17 protein-coding genes are annotated in these 20,338 nt (G+C 63.7%); all 17 read right to left on the bottom strand.

Annotated features, from left to right (window positions below; genetic code table 11):
• Positions 1–63: 63 nt before the first annotated feature.
• The 17 genes from lpxC to O6760_RS16935 all read right to left on the bottom strand — a co-directional run bounded on the left by lpxC (position 64) and on the right by O6760_RS16935 (position 20,031).
• Entirely contained in the window at positions 64–1,008 is a 945-nt protein-coding gene (gene lpxC, locus O6760_RS17015; protein WP_269580905.1) for a UDP-3-O-acyl-N-acetylglucosamine deacetylase, read from the bottom strand.
• Between the two features lie 258 nt (positions 1,009–1,266).
• Positions 1,267–3,027, bottom strand: a complete 1,761-nt coding sequence (ftsZ, locus tag O6760_RS17010; protein WP_269580904.1) for a cell division protein FtsZ — start codon at positions 3,025–3,027, stop codon at positions 1,267–1,269.
• Positions 3,028–3,142: 115 nt separating this feature from the next.
• Positions 3,143–4,465: a cell division protein FtsA gene (gene ftsA, locus O6760_RS17005; RefSeq protein ID WP_269580903.1), complete on the bottom strand. Its 1,323-nt coding sequence runs from the start codon at positions 4,463–4,465 to the stop codon at positions 3,143–3,145.
• Positions 4,462–5,154, bottom strand: coding sequence for a cell division protein FtsQ/DivIB (locus O6760_RS17000; RefSeq protein WP_269580902.1), 693 nt, complete (start codon positions 5,152–5,154; stop codon positions 4,462–4,464). Before O6760_RS17000 ends, ftsA begins: the two co-directional genes overlap by 4 nt.
• Before the next feature lie 209 nt (positions 5,155–5,363).
• Entirely contained in the window at positions 5,364–6,290 is a 927-nt protein-coding gene (locus O6760_RS16995) for a D-alanine--D-alanine ligase (RefSeq protein WP_269580901.1), read from the bottom strand.
• On the bottom strand, positions 6,291–7,262 hold the full coding sequence (gene murB, locus O6760_RS16990) for a UDP-N-acetylmuramate dehydrogenase (RefSeq protein ID WP_269580900.1): 972 nt from the start codon (positions 7,260–7,262) through the stop codon (positions 6,291–6,293). It lies immediately after the preceding gene.
• 12 nt (positions 7,263–7,274) lie between these two features.
• The gene (gene murC / locus O6760_RS16985) at positions 7,275–8,675 is read right to left on the bottom strand and encodes a UDP-N-acetylmuramate--L-alanine ligase (protein ID WP_269580899.1); all 1,401 of its coding nucleotides are present in this window, start codon (positions 8,673–8,675) and stop codon (positions 7,275–7,277) included.
• On the bottom strand, positions 8,672–9,778 hold the full coding sequence (murG, locus tag O6760_RS16980) for an undecaprenyldiphospho-muramoylpentapeptide beta-N-acetylglucosaminyltransferase (protein ID WP_269580898.1): 1,107 nt from the start codon (positions 9,776–9,778) through the stop codon (positions 8,672–8,674). The genes murC and murG overlap by 4 nt, the downstream gene beginning before the upstream one ends.
• 16 nt (positions 9,779–9,794) lie before the next feature.
• Entirely contained in the window at positions 9,795–10,952 is a 1,158-nt protein-coding gene (gene ftsW / locus O6760_RS16975) for a putative lipid II flippase FtsW (protein WP_269580897.1), read from the bottom strand.
• Between the two features lies 1 nt (position 10,953).
• On the bottom strand, positions 10,954–12,354 hold the full coding sequence (murD, locus tag O6760_RS16970) for a UDP-N-acetylmuramoyl-L-alanine--D-glutamate ligase (RefSeq protein WP_269580896.1): 1,401 nt from the start codon (positions 12,352–12,354) through the stop codon (positions 10,954–10,956).
• A gap of 3 nt (positions 12,355–12,357) precedes the next feature.
• Entirely contained in the window at positions 12,358–13,443 is a 1,086-nt protein-coding gene (mraY, locus tag O6760_RS16965) for a phospho-N-acetylmuramoyl-pentapeptide-transferase (RefSeq protein ID WP_269580895.1), read from the bottom strand.
• 10 nt (positions 13,444–13,453) lie between these two features.
• Positions 13,454–14,884: a UDP-N-acetylmuramoylalanyl-D-glutamyl-2,6-diaminopimelate--D-alanyl-D-alanine ligase gene (locus O6760_RS16960; protein WP_269580894.1), complete on the bottom strand. Its 1,431-nt coding sequence runs from the start codon at positions 14,882–14,884 to the stop codon at positions 13,454–13,456.
• Positions 14,881–16,350, bottom strand: coding sequence for a UDP-N-acetylmuramoyl-L-alanyl-D-glutamate--2,6-diaminopimelate ligase (locus tag O6760_RS16955; RefSeq protein ID WP_269580893.1), 1,470 nt, complete (start codon positions 16,348–16,350; stop codon positions 14,881–14,883). Before O6760_RS16955 ends, O6760_RS16960 begins: the two co-directional genes overlap by 4 nt.
• 97 nt (positions 16,351–16,447) lie before the next feature.
• A complete protein-coding gene (locus O6760_RS16950) occupies positions 16,448–18,160 on the bottom strand; it encodes a peptidoglycan D,D-transpeptidase FtsI family protein (RefSeq protein ID WP_269580892.1) in 1,713 nt (570 codons plus the stop codon).
• Between the two features lie 10 nt (positions 18,161–18,170).
• Entirely contained in the window at positions 18,171–18,524 is a 354-nt protein-coding gene (gene ftsL / locus O6760_RS16945; RefSeq protein WP_269580891.1) for a cell division protein FtsL, read from the bottom strand.
• Positions 18,525–18,526: 2 nt separating this feature from the next.
• Positions 18,527–19,567: a 16S rRNA (cytosine(1402)-N(4))-methyltransferase RsmH gene (gene rsmH, locus O6760_RS16940; protein ID WP_269580890.1), complete on the bottom strand. Its 1,041-nt coding sequence runs from the start codon at positions 19,565–19,567 to the stop codon at positions 18,527–18,529.
• Positions 19,564–20,031, bottom strand: a complete 468-nt coding sequence (locus tag O6760_RS16935) for a division/cell wall cluster transcriptional repressor MraZ (protein WP_269580889.1) — start codon at positions 20,029–20,031, stop codon at positions 19,564–19,566. The genes rsmH and O6760_RS16935 overlap by 4 nt, the downstream gene beginning before the upstream one ends.
• Positions 20,032–20,338: the final 307 nt, after the last annotated feature.

Raw genomic sequence — 20,338 nt, 5'->3', positions numbered from 1 at the left:
TTTACGGCTGCATTCCGCAAAATTGAAAACAGCAACCTGGGGCGTGCGACGTACTTTCCCCGCTCAGGAGACGTCCGGACCGAAGGCCGCTGCGGCCGCAAGCCCACCCTTGTCGACCTGACCGACCTGCCGGAAGGCAGGGGCTTCGACAATCTCGAAACTGCCCGGATCTTCGAACAGCTTGACCAGGACCGCGTGATTCATCTTGTGACCGCCCTTGTAGGAGCGGTAAAGACCGAGGATCGGCAGACCGGCCAGGGCGAGATCGCCGACCGCGTCCAGCGCCTTGTGACGCGCGAATTCATCCGGCCAACGGGTGCCTTCCGGATTCAGGACCTTGTCCTCGGCAATCGCCACGGAATTCTCCAGCGACGAGCCGAGCGCAAACCCCATCTTCCAGAGCTGCTCGACATCCTTTACGTAACCAAAGGTGCGCGCGCGCGCGAGTTCATCCCGGAAAACACCGGGGGTCATGTCGTCGGTAAATTGCTGGCGGCCGATCAGTGGCGTGTCGAAATCGATGGTGATGTCGAACTTCGTGCCCTGATAGGGATGCAGCTCGCACCAGGCGCTGCCATTGTCGACGCGCACGGTCTTCTTGATCTTGAGATACCGGCGGCCACGATCCAGCTTCTTCAGGCCGACCTGCTCGATCGCCTCGACAAAAACGGCACTGCTGCCGTCCATGATCGGCATTTCCGGTCCGTCGATCTCGACGATCAGATTGTCGACCCCCATGCCGAACAGGGCAGCCATGAGGTGTTCGACGGTGGCAACGCCGTCTTTTGCAGGATCGCCCAGGACCGTGCAAAGTGCTGTCTGCGTGACCTTGTTCCAGAGTGCAGGAAGTTCAGCGGAGTCTTCCTGGTCGGTGCGGGTGAACACAATCCCCACACCAGCTTCGGCAGGTACCAAGGTGATCGACGCCGGTTTGCCCGAATGAACGCCCACTCCGGTCAGGGTCACCTGATCGGCAAGCGTTGTCTGTCGGTCAACATGTGTGGTCATAAAGCCCTGCCCTTCCGCTGAACGGGGCGTAAATGTCCGTGGATTCGAGGAAACGAGGTTACGGACTTTTAACGATCCCGCGTTGGCTGGAACATAGTCCCGTTCCTTCGGCGAGCGAAATAAAGCTTTATTACGGTTTGTAACGATTCACAGGCAGGCAAGGGATTGAAGAATAACAGGAAATCAGTGCCGTTACGGAAACAGCCCGAAGCGTGAGCTTCGGGCTGCGGCGATCAGGGAAGAAGATCGCGTCTCGAATCAGTTGGCCTGGCGGCGCAGGAACGCCGGAATTTCCAACTGCTCGTCATCGCTTGCGCTGACCGGCTTGGGTGCGGCGCGGCCGGTACCGTCCAGCTGGCCCGTAGCCCCTTGCGCGGCAGGGCGCTGCTGCGGCGCACGCGGCGCGGGCTGCTGCATCTGCGGTGCCGGACGGGCAACGGGTGCGGACACCTCCTGCTCGTCTTCCTCCTCACGGCGGCCCAGGCCGCTGGCGAGCCGGCGCAGAAGCCCCATCGGACGACGATCCTCGTCATCGTGGTCCTCTTCGTCATATCCGGCAACCGGGGCTGCCGTTTGCGGCTGCGCAGGTGCGGCAGGCTGCTGTGCTCCGGCCGTCGTCTGCTGGGCCCGGATCTCCCGCTGCGCGATCGGCGGAAAATCTTCCACCCTCGGCATGCGCGGCGACGGCGAATGCTCTTCGGCGACCGGCGGGATGTAAGGCTGGCTGACCGGTGCGTCCTCGACCTGCTTGGCCGGGGTTTCATCCTCGATGTCCATCATCGGACCCTTGGCAGCCAGTGCGCTGCTAGAGGGTTGCACCCGCTTGATTTCCACATCCGGATCGCTGGCAACGGAAACCGGCTGCGGGTCCGGAATGGCGAGTTCCTTCTCGAGGTTGGCGACGGCCTTGGCGGCCGCGTCCTGCGCGTTGGCCTTTTCGAGAGCCGGTACCGGCTTCGTCGTGGCGATTTCAGGTGTCCGCGGAACTGCCTGTGTTTCCGGCTTCAGAGGCTGTGCTGCAGAGGCTGGAAACGGAGCGGCCGCAAGACCTTCCTCCCTGTCAATGCCGGTGGCAACGACAGAGACGCGGATGATACCGTCCAGGGTTTCGTCGAAGGTCGCGCCCAGGATGATGTTGGCATCGGCATCCACTTCCTCGCGGATGCGGGTCGCAGCTTCGTCGACCTCGAACAGCGTCAGATCGTTGCCGCCGGTGATCGAGATCAGGAGGCCCTTGGCACCCTTCATGGAGGATTCGTCGAGCAGCGGATTTGCAATGGCCGCTTCGGCCGCCTGCTGCGCGCGCTTCTCGCCACTGGCTTCGCCGGTGCCCATCATCGCCTTGCCCATGCCACGCATCACGGAGCGGACGTCGGCAAAGTCGAGGTTGATGAGACCTTCCTTCACCATCAGGTCGGTGATGCAGGCAACGCCCGAATACAGCACCTGGTCGGCCATCGCGAAGGCATCCGCGAACGTCGTCTGTGCATTTGCAATCCGGAACAGGTTCTGGTTCGGAATGACGATCAGCGTATCGACATTGCGCTGCAGCTCGTCGATGCCGCTGTCGGCGATCCGCATGCGGCGGGCGCCTTCGAACTGGAACGGCTTCGTCACCACGCCGACGGTCAGGATGCCCTGCTCGCGCGCGGCCCGGGCGATGACCGGGGCCGCACCGGTGCCGGTGCCCCCGCCCATGCCGGCGGTGATGAACACCATGTGCGAACCGGACAGGTGGTCGTTGATTTCGTCGATCACTTCCTCGGCCGCGGCAGAGCCGACTTCTGGCTGAGACCCGGCGCCGAGACCTTCCGTGACGGCGACGCCCATCTGGACGAGCCGGTCGGACTGGTTCATCGCCAGTGCCTGGGCATCCGTGTTGGCGCAAACGAAGTCGCACCCCTGGAGGCCTGCAGTGATCATGTTATTGACGGCGTTTCCGCCCGCGCCGCCGACGCCGAAGACCGTAATGCGCGGCTTCAGCTCCTGAATGTCGGGCATCTTCAGGTTGATGGTCATATTATCCTCGCGACCCACTGGCGCCCCCGATACGGGAGAACCCTCTTCTTCCCTAAGTTCCTCTGCCGAGATCGGCAGCTCAATTTCCTGGATGTCGTCTTCTTGGCTCATGTCGTCAGAAGCTTTCCCTGATCCATTGGCCCACACGGGCCAGGTAACCAGATTGCCCGCCCCACCCCGACCGACGGTTCTTGTGTTCGAACTGTTCGATCTGGGCGACCTGCGGATAAATCAAGAGACCAACCGCGGCGGCGAATGCCGGACCCTTGGCGGCCTCGGGAAGACCGGCGACGCCTAGTGGCCGGCCAAGACGGACGTTGCGCCCCAGGATGTGACGCGCAACTTCTCCAAGACCCGTGAGCTGACTTGCACCCCCGGTCAGCACGATCTGCTTGCCCACGCGTCCGGCAAATCCGGACGCCGTCAGCCGATCTCTCACGAGTTCGAGGATTTCTTCCACGCGCGGACGGATGACCCGGGTCAGCGCCGAGCGCGGGATCTGGTTGGGCAGGTCGCTGTCGCTTTCCAGCGGCGGCACCGTGAGCAGGTCACGGTCGTCCGAACTGGAGGCCAGCGGCGAGCCATAAAGGGTTTTCAGGCGTTCCGCGTCCTGGAGACGGGTCGCAAAGGCACGCGCGATATCCATGGTGACGTGATTGCCGCCCACGGCGATCGCATCGAGATGCACCATGTGGCCGTCGACAAAGACCGACAGCGTGGTGGTGCCGCCTCCCATGTCGATACAGGCCACACCCAGCTCGGCCTCGTCGTCGACAATCGTCGACAGGCCGCTGGCAAAGGGTGTTGCCACCATGGTCTCGACATGCAGATGGCCACGGTTGATGCACAGTTCCAGATTGCGGACCGGCGGGACTTCCGCGGACACCACCTGCATCTCCACGCCGAGCTTGTGCCCCATCATGCCGCGCGGATCGCGAATGCCCCGGCTTCCGTCCAGCGAATAGGAGATCGGCAGCGCGTGCGTCACCGCCCGGCCCTCGGTGACCGAATGGCTGGACCCGGCGGACAGGACACGCTGGATATCGGCTTCCGACACGCTGTCACCGGCGAGCGGCACGTTGGCGCTGTAGATCTCGCTCTGCAGCCGGCCGCAGCTGACATTGGCGATCAGCGACTCGACCGTGACGCCGGCCATGCGCTCCGCGCTGTCGACGGCCAGGCGGATGGCATGTTCCGCCGCATCCATGTCGACCACGACGCCGGACTTGATGCCGCGCGAACGCTGGTAGCCGTACCCGAGAACCTCGACCTTGTGAGACCGGCTGGACAGGACGGTCTTGTCCTCCCGCGGCACCAGTTTGGCGATCAGGCAGCAGATCTTGGTCGATCCGACATCGAGCACAGACATGATGACGGCACGCCGGCTCGGCAGCGGGCGCATCTTGGGAAGATAGAGATGGGATCCGGAACGGCTCATGTATCCCGCTCCTTTTTCCCTGCCCGGCCCTGCCCCCCGGTCATGATCTTGCGCTCTTCGGCCGCTTCGTCGGACAGGCGCACCGTGACCCGGTCGGCCAGCCGCATGTCGATGGCTACGATATCGCGCGACAGCAGGCCGCTTTCCTCATCCATTTTCACAAGATCGGCCAATGCCGCATCGATATTGTCCTCAGGCAGCCGGATCGAGATGCCGTTTTCAAGTTGCAGGTCCCAGCGCCGGTCCGAGATCAGGAACGCGGCGCGCACGCGCGGGCGCAGTTCCGGAACCGTTTCCAGTGCGATGTTGATTTCCGAGGCGCGGCGCTGTGCGCCATGATTGACCACCAGCAGCAGGTTCGCGTAGCGGCCGTCGACCTCGTCCGTGATGACGTCGCCTGATTCGTTGACGATCGAGACCAGATCGCCCCGTTGCCACAGGACATAGGGAACGCGTTCCTCGATATTGATCTGCAGCGTGCTCGGATAGAGTTTCATCACCGAGGCGTTCTTCACCCAGGCCATCTGGCTGAGGCGGTCCCGGGCGCCGGCCGCATCGAACAACGCCAATGACGTACCTTCGTGGATCTCGAGCGCTTCGAGGATCTGGAATTCGTTGATTTCGCGCTGTCCGGAAAGCTTCACCGCCTCGATGCCGAAGCCGGCCGCCGACAGCAATGCATCGGACACAAGGCGGCCATGCCCCCCTATGACTATTCCATAACCAATTGTTAAGGTTAAGAATCCCAGCGCAGCAGCAGACCCGGTCCAGCGCGGAAGATCGGCAAGCCGTCCGGCGGAGCGCCAGACCGGCTGACGATGCAAACGCGCGACGCCGCGCCCGCGCGGGGCCAGTTCGGCCTCAAGCGGGGTCAGCAAATCCCGGTTCTGTTTGCGTGCTAACGACAGCAACTCGCGTCCTCAACCATCCAACTCACCAGGTCCTTGAAGCTCATTCCCTTATGGGCCGCCATTTCGGGCACAAGAGAGGTCGGCGTCATGCCTGGCTGCGTGTTCACTTCGAGGCAGATCAGGTTTCCGGACCCGTCTTCGCGTTCATCGAATCGGAAGTCGGCCCGGGAAACACCGCGGCATCCCAACGCCTGATGCGCCTTCACCGCTAGTGTCTCTATGGTTTGGTAAACAATCGGTGAAATTTTTGCAGGAAGAATGTGTTTTGAACCGCCTTGTGCATATTTTGCATCGTAATCGTAGAAGCCATGCCCCAACGGCACGATGTCGATGACCCCGAGGGCCCGGTCATCCATGACGGCACAGGTCAGTTCCCGCCCCGCGATGAATTTCTCGCACATCAGGACATCGGGGTAAGGCCAGTCCGCCCGACCCAGCTCCTGGGGCGGAAACTCTTGATCTTCCTTGACAATCAGCACCCCGAAGCTCGATCCCTCATTGATCGGTTTCAGGACATAGGGCGGCGCCATCGGGTGTTCGCGCCGGATGTCGTGGCGGTTCACGACAAGGTGTTCGGCCACCGGAATTCCGGCCGCCTGCATCACCGCCTTGGCCTTCACCTTGTTCATGGCAAGGCTCGAAGCCATCACTCCGGAATGCGTATAGGGGATGTTAAGAAACTCTAATATTCCCTGAACGCAGCCGTCCTCGCCAAAGGGGCCGTGCAGCGCGTTGAAGGCCACATCCGGCTTCAGTTTCTCAAGAACCGAGGACACGTTCCGGTCCACATCGATGCGCGTGACCTTGTATCCGGCCTCTTCCAGAGCGTCGGCGCAGCCCTTGCCGCTTGCAAGAGAGACCGGGCGCTCGTTGACCCAGCCGCCCATCAGAACGGCGACGTGTTTTCCGGCCATCTACGCAGCCTCCCCTTTTTCCCCAAGAAACGGTTCAATCGCGCCTTCCGGCCCGAACGCCCCCAGACGCTTGATTTCCCATTCCAGGCGGATACCGCTGTGTTTGAGCACGCGCGCGCGCACGGTTTCCCCCAGAAGCTCCAGGTCGTGACCGCGGGCATTGCCCGTGTTGATCATGAAATTGCAGTGCATGTCCGACATCTGCGCGCCGCCGACGGTGAGGCCGCGGCAACCGGCGGCGTCGACTTCCTTCCAGGCGGAGGTGCCGGGCGGATTCTTGAAGGTCGATCCGCCGGTCTTTTCGCGGATCGGCTGGGCCTTTTCCCGGTGCGCCACCACATCCGCCATTTCCCGGCGAATGGACGCCTCGGCCTGCGGCACGCCCTCAAACACGGCAGAGGTGAATATCAGGTCCCCGGACGCGTCGGAATGCCGGTAGGCATAGCCCATGTCGGCGTTGCTCAGAACATGGCGCTTGCCGTCCCGATCGATGGCCGTCAGCTCGACCATGCGTTCGCGGGTTTCCGTGCCATGGGCACCGGCATTCATCCTGAGCGCACCGCCAAGCCCGCCCGGAATGCCGGTGTAAAACGCAAATCCTCCCAGCCCCGCCTTCGCGGCTGCTTCGGCAAGGCGCTTGTCCGGCACCGCCGCACCGGCTCGCAGCCGGTTGCCGCCGATTTCCTCGACCGCGCCGAACCCCTTCGCGCTCAGCCGGATGACAACGCCCTCGAGACCGCCGTCACGAACGAGCAGGTTGGACCCAAGACCGACCGGCAGCACCGGGACCTCGTTGGGCAGTTTTTCCAGGAAGGCTGCCAGATCGTCTTCGTCAGCGGGCTGAAACATCAGCTGGGCCGGCCCGCCGGTGCGGAACCAGGTGACCGCCGCCAGCGGCTGGTTGGCGGTCAGGCGGCCGCGAACGCCCTCTGCGAGATCCGGATACCTCTCCAGCAGGTCGGGAAACCCCATGCGCCGTCTCCTTCAGAGCTCTTCGAGTTGTTTCGGCAGAGCATAGGCCCATTGGGTGATGTTGCCCGCGCCCAGGCACACGACGAAGTCCCCGGGTTCCGCAATCTCCTTGATCAGGGGAGCAATTTCCTCAGGTCCCTCGATGGCCTGCACGTTGCGGTGTCCGCGTGTCTTCATGCCCGACACCAGGTCGGTGTGCAGGGCGCCTTCAATCGGTTGTTCGCCGGCGGGATAGACCGGGGCGATGATCACGTTGTCCGCATCGTTGAAGCAGTTCGAAAAATCGTCGAACAGGCTGTGCAGGCGGCTGTAGCGGTGTGGCTGCATGACCGCGATGACCTTGCCCCTGGTCGACTCGCGCGCGGCATGCAGGACGGCCCGGATCTCCACCGGATGATGGCCGTAGTCGTCGAAGATCTGAACGCCGTTGACCGTGCCGGTATGGGTGAAACGCCGCTTGACGCCGCCAAAGCCGGAAATGCCCTTCTTGATCTCTTCCGGACCGACGCCCAGCTGCGCGGCCACCGCGATCGCAGCGGTGGCGTTCGAAACATTGTGCAGGCCGGGCATGGGCAGCACGAGATCCTCAAGTTCCGTGACTTCCTGGCTGCGCCTGTCGCGGATGGTTACGGAAAAGGTCGACTTGCCGCCATCCATCGAGACATCCGTGAACCGCACGTCCGCCTGCGGATTGGTGCCGTAGGTCACCACCCTCTTGTCCTCGATGGTCCCGATCATCGTCTGGACTTCGGGATGATCAAGGCACATCACGGCAAAGCCGTAGAAAGGCACGTTCTCCACGAATTGCAGGAAGGCGGCGCGCACACCGGCAAAGTCGCCATAGTGATCCAGGTGTTCCGGATCGATGTTGGTGACGATGGCGATGTCCGCCGGCAACTTGATGAAGGTGCCGTCGCTTTCATCGGCTTCGACAACCATCCAGTCACCCTCGCCCATGCGGGCATTGGTGCCGTAGGAATTGATGATGCCGCCGTTGATCACCGTCGGGTCGAGACCGCCGGCATCGAGCAGCGCCGCGACCATGGAGGTCGTCGTCGTCTTGCCGTGGGTGCCTCCGACCGCGATTGCCTGCTTGAAACGCATCAGTTCGGCCAGCATCTCCGCACGGCGCACCACCGGGATGAGCCTCTCTCGCGCGGCAACCAGTTCCGGATTGTCCTTCTTGATCGCCGAGGACACCACAAGTACCTCGGCGTCGCCAAGATTTTCCGCGGCGTGGCCGACCGTCACCTTGATGCCGTGCGCGCGCAGGCGCTGGACATTGGCGTTTTCCGCCATATCCGACCCCTGGACTTCGTAGCCGAGGGTCTTCAGCACTTCGGCAATGCCGCTCATGCCGATGCCGCCTATCCCGACAAAGTGAACCGGTCCGATATCCTGCGGCATCTTCATGGCCGTTCTCCTTCTTGAAGGGCAATCTTTTCAACGAGGTCCGCCAGGCGTTTCACCGCGTCGGGCCGTCCGACACTTCGCGCATTCCTGGCCGCGTCCTTGAGCATCTCCGGCGCGTTCATGAACCGGACGATCTCCTTGGCCAGCCGTTCGGGATGCAGGTCCGCCTGCCGGATCGGCCAGGCACCACCGACCTTTTCCAGCACCTTGGCATTCGCCGCCTGGTCCTGGTCTATCGCTCCCGGAAGCGGCACGAGGATGGACGGCCGGCCCAGCACGCCGAGTTCGCTGACGGAGGACGCCCCGGAACGGCACAGCACCAGATGCGCATGGGCGATACGCTGCGGCATGTCCTGGAAGAACGGCGCGCATTCGGCCTGGACACCGAGCGTGTCATACGCCTCCTGCACCCGCTCCATGTCCTCGGGCCGGCACTGCTGCACGATCTGCAGGCGTTTCCGCAAGTCCGGTGGCAACTTTTCGACAGCAGGCGGCAACAGATCGGAGAAGAAACGTGCTCCCTGCGAACCGCCGAATACCAGCAGCCGGAACGGCCCACCGGACTCCGGCGTCGAATAGAAGATCTCCGAGGCGTTCAGGACCGCGTCGCGGACCGGATTGCCGGTTTCCACCAGCTTCGCCGTCAGGTCCGAGGGAAGGTCGTCCATCGGCACGCTGGTCGCGATCGCGTCGACGCCCTTGGCGAGCAGCTTGTTGGCCCGCCCCATGACGCCGTTGGCCTCGTGCAGGATCGATGGCGTGCCTGTCAGGCGCGCGGCAAACATCGGCGGAAAGGTCGGGTAGCCGCCGAAACCGGCGACGACATCCGGCTTCAGCTGTCTGATGACCTTGCGGGCCTGGACCGTTCCCCAGAGCAGTTTCAGCCCCGTCTTCGCCAGCAGCAGCGGATTGCGGCCGCGGATGGTTTCCGAGGCGATGATGTGCACTTTGCGGGCCGGAAAGGCGCTGCCGTATTTGTCGGCCCGCTCGTCCGTCGCCAGTTCCACCGTCCAGCCGCGCCGGATCAGTTCGCTGGCCAGCGCCTGTGCGGGAAAGAGGTGGCCGCCTGTGCCGCCGGCTGTCAGTAATACAGTCTTGTTCATGAAACCGGGTACGGACTTACATTAGGGATGAGGGGGACAGCCGGCTCACGGTCACGACGTCGCCGCGTGACGGCTGTGGCCGCCGGCGCGTGAGCGCCAGGATCGCACCTGCCGTCATCGCGGAGGAGAGCAGCGACGACCCGCCATAGGAAATGAAGGGCAGGGTCATGCCCTTGGAAGGCATCAGGTGAAGGTTCACGGCCAGATTGATCGTGGCCTGAAGACCGAACAGCACCACCAGCCCCGCGGTTGCCAGGCGGCTGAAGGCATCCTGGTCCCGGCTGGCGTGCTTGAGCCCGCGCAACACGATGAAGGCGAAGATCGACACCACGAGCAGGCAGACGATCACGCCGAACTCCTCCCCCACAACGGCAAAGATGAAGTCGGTGTGGCTGTCCGGCAGGATCCGCTTCACGGTTCCCTCCCCGGGCCCGCGCCCGAACCAGCCGCCGGCGAGGAAGGAGTCCCGGGCAGTATCGACCTGGTAGGTATCGCCGGAGGTCGGATCCAGGAACCGGTCGACCCGGTTGGTGACGTGCGGCAGGAAGGCATAGGCCGCCAACAGGCCGGCAATGCCCACCAGCCCGAGCGCCATGATGATGATCCAGGAAATGCCGTTGAGGAAAAACAGCCCTGCCCAGACCAGCCCAAGCAGCATGGTCTGGCCGAAATCCGGCTGGGCGATCAAGAGGGCCGCACAGATGGCAAAGAGCACGAAGGCAAAGAGGACGCCGGGAACTTCGCGGCGCCGGCCGCTTTCCGACAACAGGAAGGCAATCAGGATCACGAATGCCGGCTTGAGGAATTCCGAAGGCTGCAGGGAAAATCCCGCAATGTAGATCCAGCGCCGCGCACCCTTTGCCTCGAACCCCAGAAACAGGGTCGCGATCATCAGGATCAGCGATACGGTGAACACAATCAGGGCGGCGCGGCGGACCATGCGCGGTGTCATCAGGGAAGCCGCCAGCATGATGACGATGCCCGGCACCAGGAACATCGCCTGCCGCTTGACGAAAAAGAGCGTCTCGACGCCGAGGCGCTCGGCCACCGGCGGACTTGCCGCGAAGGACAGGACCACGCCGCCGACCATCAGAAGTCCGAAGGCCGCAAGCAGATAGTGGTCCACTGTCCATAGCCATTCGGCAAAGCGGCTGCGATCGGCGCGCGATACCATCTTACGCTACCTCCTCCTGCGTGAGTGCATCAGGCAAGGCACGCACCGCATCTACAAAAGCAGCGCCCCGCAGTTCGAAATTCGGGAACTGGTCGAAACTCGCACAGGCGGGAGACAACAGGATGGCGATTTCCTCGGCACCATCCTCCGCCGCCTCGCCGGCCGCGTCCTTGACCGCCTGCACCAGAGTGCCGCTGATCGTGTGCGGCACCCGGCCTTCGAGCGTCTTGGCAAAATCCCGCGCGGCCTCGCCGATGAGAAAGGCCTTCGCGATCTTCGGGAAATACTCGTCGAGCGAGGAGATCCCGCCCGACTTGGCACGGCCGCCGGCAATCCAGTAGATCCGGTCGAAACTGGACAGCGCCCGGGCAGCCGCGTCCGCATTGGTCGCCTTGCTGTCGTTGATGAACAGCACCCGCCCTTGCCTGGACACCACTTCCATCCGGTGATGCAGCCCCGGGAAACTGGCCAAGGCAGCGGCAATTTTCGCCGCCGGCAGCTCCAGTGCCCGCAGCGCGGCGAAGGCGGCGGCCGCGTTCTGGCCGTTATGATCGCCGCGCAGACTGTCGATCCCGCCGAGAAGCGCCACTTCCGACTGCGCTCCGTCATGGGCCTCGATCAACCGGCCGTGGCGGGCATAGATGCCGTCGGTCAGCTCCCGTTCGCCGGCAATGCGGCAGACCGGCTTGCGCGCCAGTTCGAGCCTGTCGGCAATGGCCGAGGACAACCTGTCGTCCACGCCGACGACCGCCACCTTGGACCCGGCCACCAGGCGTTCCTTGATGGCGGCGTACTGGTCCATCGTGCCGTGGCGGTCGAGATGGTCCGGCGACAGGTTCATGTGAATGCCGACGGTCGGATCGAGCGTCGGTGCCAGGTCGATCTGGTAGGACGAACACTCGATCACGTAGTGCCGGCCCGGCTGCGGCGGCTCCAGCTCCAGGACCGGCGTGCCGATATTGCCGCCCATCTGCGTGTCGAGGCCGAGTTCCGTCAAGAGATGGCTCACCAGCGCGGTCGTCGTCGACTTGCCGTTGGTCCCGGTGATCGCGATCAGCGGCGCTGCCGGGCAGAGCTTGCGGCGTTCACGGCAGAACAGTTCCACGTCGCCGATAATCTCAACCCCGGCTTCCCTGGCAAGGTCAACCGTCCAGTGCGGTGCCGGATGGGTCAGCGGCACGCCGGGCGCCAGCACGAGGGCCGTCACGGAAGCCCAGTCCAGATCCCGCAGGTCCTGCGTTGACAGGCCTTCGCCCGCCGCCTGTTTCACCCGGTCTTCGCTGTCGTCGAAACACACCACATCCGCCCCGCCGGCCGCAAGCGCCCGTGCGGTCGCAAGGCCTGAACCACCCAGTCCGAACAGGGCGACCTTCTGGTTCTCGAATGTGGTGACCGGGATCATCGCTTACCTCAGCTTCAAGGTGGCAAGGCCGAGCAGGGCCAGAACGACGGAAATGATCCAGAACCGGATCACGACCTGGCTTTCGGTCCAGCCCATGATCTCGAAATGGTGGTGGATCGGCGCCATCCGGAACACCCGCTTGCCGGTCAGCCGGAAGGAGATCACCTGTACGATCACGGACACGGCCTCCAGCACGAACAGCCCACCGATGATCGCAAGCACGACTTCATGCTTGGTGGCAACCGCGATGGCCCCGATCATGCCGCCGAGAGCCAGCGAGCCCGTGTCCCCCATGAAGATGGCGGCGGGCGGCGCGTTGAACCACAGGAAGCCGAGGCCCGCGCCGATGACCGCACCGCAGATCACCGCAAGTTCGCCGGTGCCGGCGACGTGGTGGATCTGCAGGTAATTCGCGAAGACCGCGTTGCCGGAAAGATAGGCGATCAGGCCGAAGGAAGCGCAGGCAATCATCACCGGCACGATCGCCAGGCCGTCGAGGCCGTCCGTGAGGTTGACCGCATTGCCGGCGCCGACCATGACGAAAGCCGCAAAGGGGATGAAGACCAGCCCGAGATTGAGCGTGAACTCCTTCAGGAAGGGAAACGTGATGGCTTCGGAGAATTCAGAGGTATCCAGGAGCGTGACCGCGAAGGCGGCGGACGCCGCGATGATGAATTCCAGCCCGAGCCGTGCCTTGCCGCCGAACCCCTTGTGTGAGGATTTGGTCACCTTCAGATAGTCGTCATAGAAGCCGATGCTGCCGAACCCGAGCGTGACGGCGATGACCACCCATACATAAGGGTTCGACAGATCCGACCACAACAGCGCGGCCACGAGCGCGCCGGACAGGATCATCAGCCCGCCCATCGTCGGCGTGCCCTTCTTGGTCAGAAGATGGCTTTCCGGCCCGTCCGACCGGATCGGCTGCCCGTGACCCTGTCGGATCCGCAGGCTTGCAATGATTTTCGGTCCGAACAGAAAGACGAAAAACAGCGCAGTCATGATCGCGCCGCCGGTCCGGAAGGTGATGTACCGGAAAACGTTCAGTGCCGAAACCTGATCCGCGAATTGCCCCAAAAAGTAAAACATCAAGTGCCCCTCATGCCGCTGCGGTGTCATCCACAGGCGGGTATTCCTTCTTCAGGGCCTCGACAAGCGGGCCCATGCGGGTTCCAAGCGATCCCTTGACCATAACAACATCACCGGCCCTGACATCGTTCAAAAGGACCTCTTCCAGATCTTTTGCGTCCTCGCAGTAGTGGCCGCGAAGATCATGCGGCAGGTCCTGCCAGAGCGCGCGCATGTGTGGCCCGGCGCAGTAGACGGCGTCAATGTCGGCATCGGTGATCGGCTGCAGCAGCTCCGCATGCAGACGGTCGGCGTCGGCTCCCAGCTCGCGCATGTCGCCGATCACCGCGATCCGGCGTCCGGGACGGGTCACGGGCGCTTCTCCGAGCACAGCCAGCGCGGCACGCATGGACGCCGGATTGGCGTTGTAGCTTTCGTCGATCAGGTTGAGCTCGCCGTTTTGCACGGGCAGGCGGGAAACTTCCCCCCGGCCCTTCGGAGCCCGCATGGTATCGAGGGCAAGACCGGCCATGGCGAGATCGCCCCCAAGGTCGGAAACTGCCGTCAGAACCGCGAGGCTGTTCTTGACGTGATGCTTGCCGGGCGCGCCGATCTTGTAGGTGATCTCCTGGCCCAGGATGGACGCATCCACACTGGAGCCCGCCGGATAGCTGACCACTTTCTGTGTATGGCTGTCGGCGGCCGGATTCTCCCCGAAGGTGTGGATCGTGGCGATGCCCTTCGTTGCCGCCAGGAATTTCAGGAGATCGAACTGAAGGTTGTCCCTGTTCAGAACGGCAATGCCACCGGGTTCCAGACCGTCGAAGATCTCCGCCTTGGCCTTGGCGATCTGCTCGACACTGTCGAAGAATTCCAGATGCACCGGCTGGACCGTGGTGATGATCGCCACGTGCGGACGCACCATCTTGACCAGCGGCGTGATCTCGCCGGCATGGTTCATGCCGATTTCAAAGACACCAAAGTCGGTATCGGCAGGCATGCGCGCCAGCGTCAGCGGCACCCCCCAGTGATTGTTGAAGGACGCGACGGAGGCATGCACCTTGCCCGAGGGCTCCAGCGTCAGCCGCAGGGCCTCCTTGGTTCCGGTCTTGCCGACGGAACCGGTGACCGCGACAATGCGCGCGCCCGTGCGTTCGCGCGCGGCAATGCCAAGATTGCGCAGCGCCTCGAGCGGATCCTCCACCACCACGTAGCGACCGTCTTCCGGCAGGTCCCCGATGCGGCTTTCGGCGACCAGCGCCAGGGAAGCACCGGCGTCCAGCGCCGCGGCGACATAGTCGTGACCGTCGAGCCGGTCGCCCTTGATGGCGACGAAGGCGTCGCCGGGCTCCAGCGTGCGGCTGTCGATGGATATTCCGGTAATCTCAGCGCCAGCGTCGCCCTTGATGCTGCCGCCGGCAGCGTCAACAAAGGCATCCAGGGTCCAAAGCGGGTCGCTCATGTGTTTCCTTCAAGGCTGATGGCGCGCGTGACGGCATCGTGATCGGAAAAGGGAATCACTGTGTCGCCAACAATCTGGCCCGTTTCGTGACCCTTTCCGGCAACACACAGGATATCGCCCTGCCGCAGGCGGCGGACGCCTTCGGCGATCGCTTCGAAGCGGTCGCCGATCTCCAGCGCCTCGGGCGCGCCGCTCAGCACCGCCTTGCGGATCGTGGCGGGGTCTTCGGAGCGCGGGTTGTCATCGGTGACGATGACGAGATCCGCATGCCGCGCCGCCGCCGCGCCCATGAGTTCGCGCTTGCCGGGATCGCGGTCTCCGCCGGCGCCGACGATGACGGACAGCTTGCCTTGCGCGAACGGTCTCAAGGCAGACAGTGCGTTGTCCAGGGCGTCGGGCTTGTGGGCATAGTCGACAAAGACCAGACCGCCCTGCCCGGTTCTACCCGCCAGCTCCAGCCGGCCCGGCGCCCCCTTCAGGTTTTCCATCGCGCGCATCACGGCACCCGTGTCCAGACCCGCCGCCATCGCGAGACCGGCCGCGATCAGCGCGTTGGAGACCTGGAACCGTCCGATCAGGGGCAGGGTCACCTTGTATTCGCCGCGCGCGGTCTGCAGCGTCAGCTCCTGTCCCGCACCTGACGGACGCAACCCGGTCAGCTTCAGGTCCTTGCCGGTTTCGCCGACGCTCAGGACCGGAAGACCGCGCTCTTGCGCCACAGCCAGCACCCGGTCGGCATATTTCTCGCCGGGATCGACGACCACGGTGCCGCCCGAAGGCAGGAGCTCGGAGAAAAGCCGCAGCTTGGCCTTCAGATAATCCTCGACGGTCGGATGGTAATCCATGTGGTCGCGGCCAAGATTGGTGAATGCCGCCGCGGTCAGGCGGACGCCGTCGAGCCGGTATTGATCCAAACCGTGCGAAGACGCCTCCAGGGCCGCATGGTTGACCCCTTCCTCCTCCAGCGCCGCCAGCTGTTCGTGCAGGAAGACCGGATCCGGGGTAGTCAGTCCGCCGTAGCTTTCACCATTCGGCTTGACGATGCCGAGCGTGCCGAGGCTTGCCGCGGGATGACCGGCGGACTGGAAGATCTGACGCACGAAATGGGCGACGGACGTCTTGCCGGCTGTTCCGGTGACCGCGACGACCGTGTCCGGCTGCGCGCCGTAGAACCGTGCCGCCATCCGGGCAAACGCCTGGCGCGGTTCAGCCGCACCGAGAACAACGACACCAGGCGGGCAGGCAGCCCGGACGCCGTCAACGGCCTCGTCCGCGCACAAGATGGCAATGGCCCCGGCCGCTGCAGCGTCCGGGGCGAATTTCGTACCGTCGACAGAAGCCCCCTTGAAGGAGGCGAACAGAAAGCCGGGCCGGACCTTGCGGCTGTCCGCCGTGAGCCCCGCGATTTTCAGACCCTTTGCCGTGTCCGGCACGGAAAGGCCGGCGGCCAGATATTCAAGATCCATCTCTTCCGATCATCTTTATGCGTCGTCTTGTTCTTGAACCTTGCGTCACCGGTATTCGGCTGCGACCCCGCCGGCGACACAAGTCCGTCACGTCTCCTTAATAGGAAATCTCGATTGGTTCATCCCCCTTCCCGAACCTCGGCATCACTCCGAGCATCGGTGCGGACCTGCGGATGATCGCCGCGGTGGTCGGCGCGGCATTGAGACCGGCGGTCGCGCCGATGCCGGCCCGCTCCGGTTTCGGCTCGTCAATCACCACCAGAACCACGTAGCGCGGGTCATCCATCGGGAAGGCCGACAGGAACGAATTTCGGCGCTTGTTGCTGACGTAGCGACCGTTCTCGATCTTTTCCGCGGTGCCGGTCTTGCCGCCCACCGTGTAGCCAGGCACGTCCGACCGGCGGCCGGATCCCGACAGGACATTGAGGCGGAACAGGTAGCGCATCATGCGACTCGTTTCCGGAGAAACGACCTGTTTGCCAAGGCTTTGAACCTCATCCTGACTGCGCGGCAGGAATGTCGGCGGCAACAGGGTGCCGCCATTGACCAGCGCGGCGGCGGCAACAGCCGTCTGCATCGGCGTCACCGAGATACCGTGCCCGAAGGATATGGTCATGGCCGCCAGCTCGTTCCATTTCGGCGGCAGCAGCGGCGCGGCATTCTCCGGCAGTTCCGTCTTCAGCCGGTCCGTCAGATGCAACCGGCCAAGGAACTCCTTCTGGCGGGCAATCCCGGTCGCCAGCATCATCTTCGCCGTGCCGATATTCGACGAATAGATGAAGATTTCCGGAACGGAGAGAATGCGGTTTTTCCCGTGGAAATCGGTGATCGTGCGGCCCGCGGCCCTGATCGGGCGGGTCGCGTCGAAGCTGTCATTGATCGAAACGGACCCCGAATCCAGCGCCATGGCAGTGGTGAAGGTCTTGAAGACGGAGCCCATTTCAAAGACGCCGCCGGTCGCCCGGTTCAGCCGGTCCTTCTCCAGCGCCTGGGACCGGTCGTTCGGGTCATAGTCCGGCAGCGAGGACATGGCGACCACTTCGCCGGTCTTCGCATCGAGCACGATGCCGGCCGCCGCGATCGCCTTGTAGCGTTCCATCGCCTTGACCAGTTCGTCGCGCACGACGTGCTGTACCCGCAGGTCGACCGAGAGACGGACCGGCTCCATGGACCGGTCGGCGGTGAAGCCGAGGGACTGCAGGTCGGCCAGCCAGCTGTCGTCGATGTATTTCTCGATCCCGGCCAGTCCCTGATTGTCGACATTCACCGAGCCGACAATGTGACCCGCGGTCGGGCCACCCGGATAAAAGCGCTGGTTCTCGGACAGGAAACCGATGCCCGGCAGGCCGAGGTTGTGAACGTCTTCGGCCTGTTTCCGGGTCATTTCCCGCTTCAGCCAGACAAAACCGGCACCGCTTTCCAGACGACGGCGCACAAGCCCCTCGTCCAGTTCGGGCAGCACGCGGACAAGCCCTTCAAGAGCCTCGTCGACGTCCAGGATGCGGCGCGGCTCGGCGTATAGGGACGCGGTCTTGATATCGGTCGCCAGGATCTCGCCATTGCGGTCGATCAGGTCTGGCCGTGAAGCCGACACGGAGTCCTGCGCCGAGATGAAAGCCCCTGACGTCGCCTCTTCCATCTGCGCCAGCATGACCAGCCGGCCGGCAATGGCCACATAGACGCAGGCAAAGGCCAGCATCGCCACATAGACGCGTGACTTGACCGCGCTCGAGGAAACGGAGCCCCGCACCGCTCTCGGCTGGGCTCTCCGCACCTGAAGGAAACTTGCCGGTTCGCTTACCATGGTCATGACCGGATCCTCACTGAATAACCGCCGACGAGCCGGCATAGCCGCCCATCTGATTGCCGCCGATCGGCTCCAGCATCACCGGACGCGCCGGAAGGTCTTCCGGCGTCACGATCTGTTTCACGTCGAGCGGTTCCAGCAGGAGATAGTCGTTGTAGCGCGCGACCAGGGACTGCAGCCGGTCCGGCTTGTTGAGCAGGCTCCATTCCGCTTTCAGGTGGCGGATGGCATCGCGTTCCTCGTCGATCCGACGCTGGAGCTCGGCAACCTTCTCGGCCGACTTTGTCGCCGCAAGCTTCATGTCGTATACGGTCGCGGCGCCGATCACGACCGCCAGAATGAACAGGATGTTCAGCGTTCGAACCATTTTCAGCCCCCTAATCCATGAAAGTCCGCAAGACGCGGCACGCCCGCCTCATGGATGTCCAGTTTGCGTGCCGGCGCCTCGGTCCGCCGCCCGGCCCGAAGCTTCGCGGAGCGCGCCCGCGGATTGATATCCGTTTCACCGGCAGCCGCCTCGACCGCCTTGCGCGTCAGCATTTCGAAAGTCGCCGGCGGAACCTCTTCCTCCGGCATGTGCCGCGACCCGCCGCCACGGGTCCGCGTACGATCCTGGAAGAACCGCTTGACGATCCGGTCCTCCAGGGAATGGAAACTCACCAGCACCAGGCGCCCGCCCGGCTTCAGGATGCGTTCCGCCGCACCCAGCGCCTCGGCGGCCTGGTGCAATTCGCCGTTCACATAGATCCTGAGCGCCTGGAAAGTCCGGGTCGCCGGATGGATCTGCGCCTTTTTCGGTGACCGGCCCAGAACCTTCTCGATCAGGTTGGCCAGCTCCAGAGTGCGGGTGAAGGGCTTTTCCTGGCGCGCACGCTCGATCGCATGCGCCACGGATGCCGCCCGCTTTTCCTCGCCGAGCAGGCCGATCACGCGGATCAGGTCCTTGACGGGCAGCTCGTTGACCACGTCCGCGGCGGACGGACCTGCCTGTTCCATGCGCATGTCGAGCGGGCCATCGCGCAGGAAGGAAAATCCCCGTTCAGCCTCGTCAAGCTGCATGGAGGACACACCGAGATCGAGAACCACGCCGTCGACGCCGTCAAATCCGCTGGCCCTTGCATGCCGCTCCAGTTCCGCGAACTGGCCGGGCACCAGGATCAGGTTGCCGGCGGCTTCGCGGACAAGGTCCTGGCCGCCTGCGATTGCATCCGGGTCCCGGTCGATACCGATCACCTTCGCGCCTTGCGCGAGAATGCCGCGGGAATAACCGCCGGCGCCGAACGTACCGTCGATGATCACCTCGCCCGGCTGCGGCGCAAGCCAATGGAGAACCTCCGTCAGGAGAACCGGCACATGGCGCTCGGGTCCGCCAGCGGCAGAAGCAGCGTCTCTGTCGCCGAGCGCCATCATACCGGCTCTCCCTGAGAGGGTGCGGGGACCTGCCCCGACAACATCGCGAGTGCGCGCCTTTGGGCCTCTGCGCGGTACTCGCGAAACTTCTCCGGCTCCCAGATCTGGAACTTGTAGTTCATGCCGACGAAAGTGACCTGGTCGGTGAGACCGGTGTGATCGCGGATCATGTCGGAAATGGTCATGCGGCCATCCCCGTCGATCCGGGGGTTTTCACTGGCACCGAACAGCGCCACGGCGAGAGCATCGTGATCCGGAGACAGCTTTGCAAAGGCCTCCGAGCGCTTGTTGATCTCGGCCAGCAGGTCATTGCCGCCCGCGTCGACCGCGGCGCAATGAGGTGAAGCGATGCAATAAAGACCGTCAAATCCATCTCTCGCCAGAACCGCACGGAAGGGCGCCGGGATCGACACGCGACCCTTGGCATCCAGCCGGTTGGTAAAGTGAGAAACAAAGCCGGCCATCAATCCCCTCGAAACGGGTCCCCACCCGCCTAAATCCAAAGGAGCACCCTGCATTCAGCCAAATGCCGACAAGGCGCCCCACCCCTTTAAGACCGATCAGCTTGCGAACCGCTCTCCAGCCACGGCCGGCGGCGCACCGATCGAAAACCCGACGAATGAAAGAAAGGCCGGCGACTTGCCGGGACATGCAATTTGCGAAAGCGGCAATTGCCGAGCCGTTAAACCGATGTCCCAAGCCCTATTGAAATGGGCCTGCACTCCCCATTCTGGGTTCTTATGGGATACCATGGGATTTCATGGGCGGTCA

The organism is Roseibium sp. Sym1, from assembly GCF_027359675.1.
In the GTDB taxonomy this organism is placed as follows: Bacteria; Pseudomonadota; Alphaproteobacteria; order Rhizobiales; family Stappiaceae; genus Roseibium.
The sequence above is the reverse complement of the archived record's forward strand: the minus strand, read 5'-3'. Positions and strand labels throughout refer to the sequence as shown.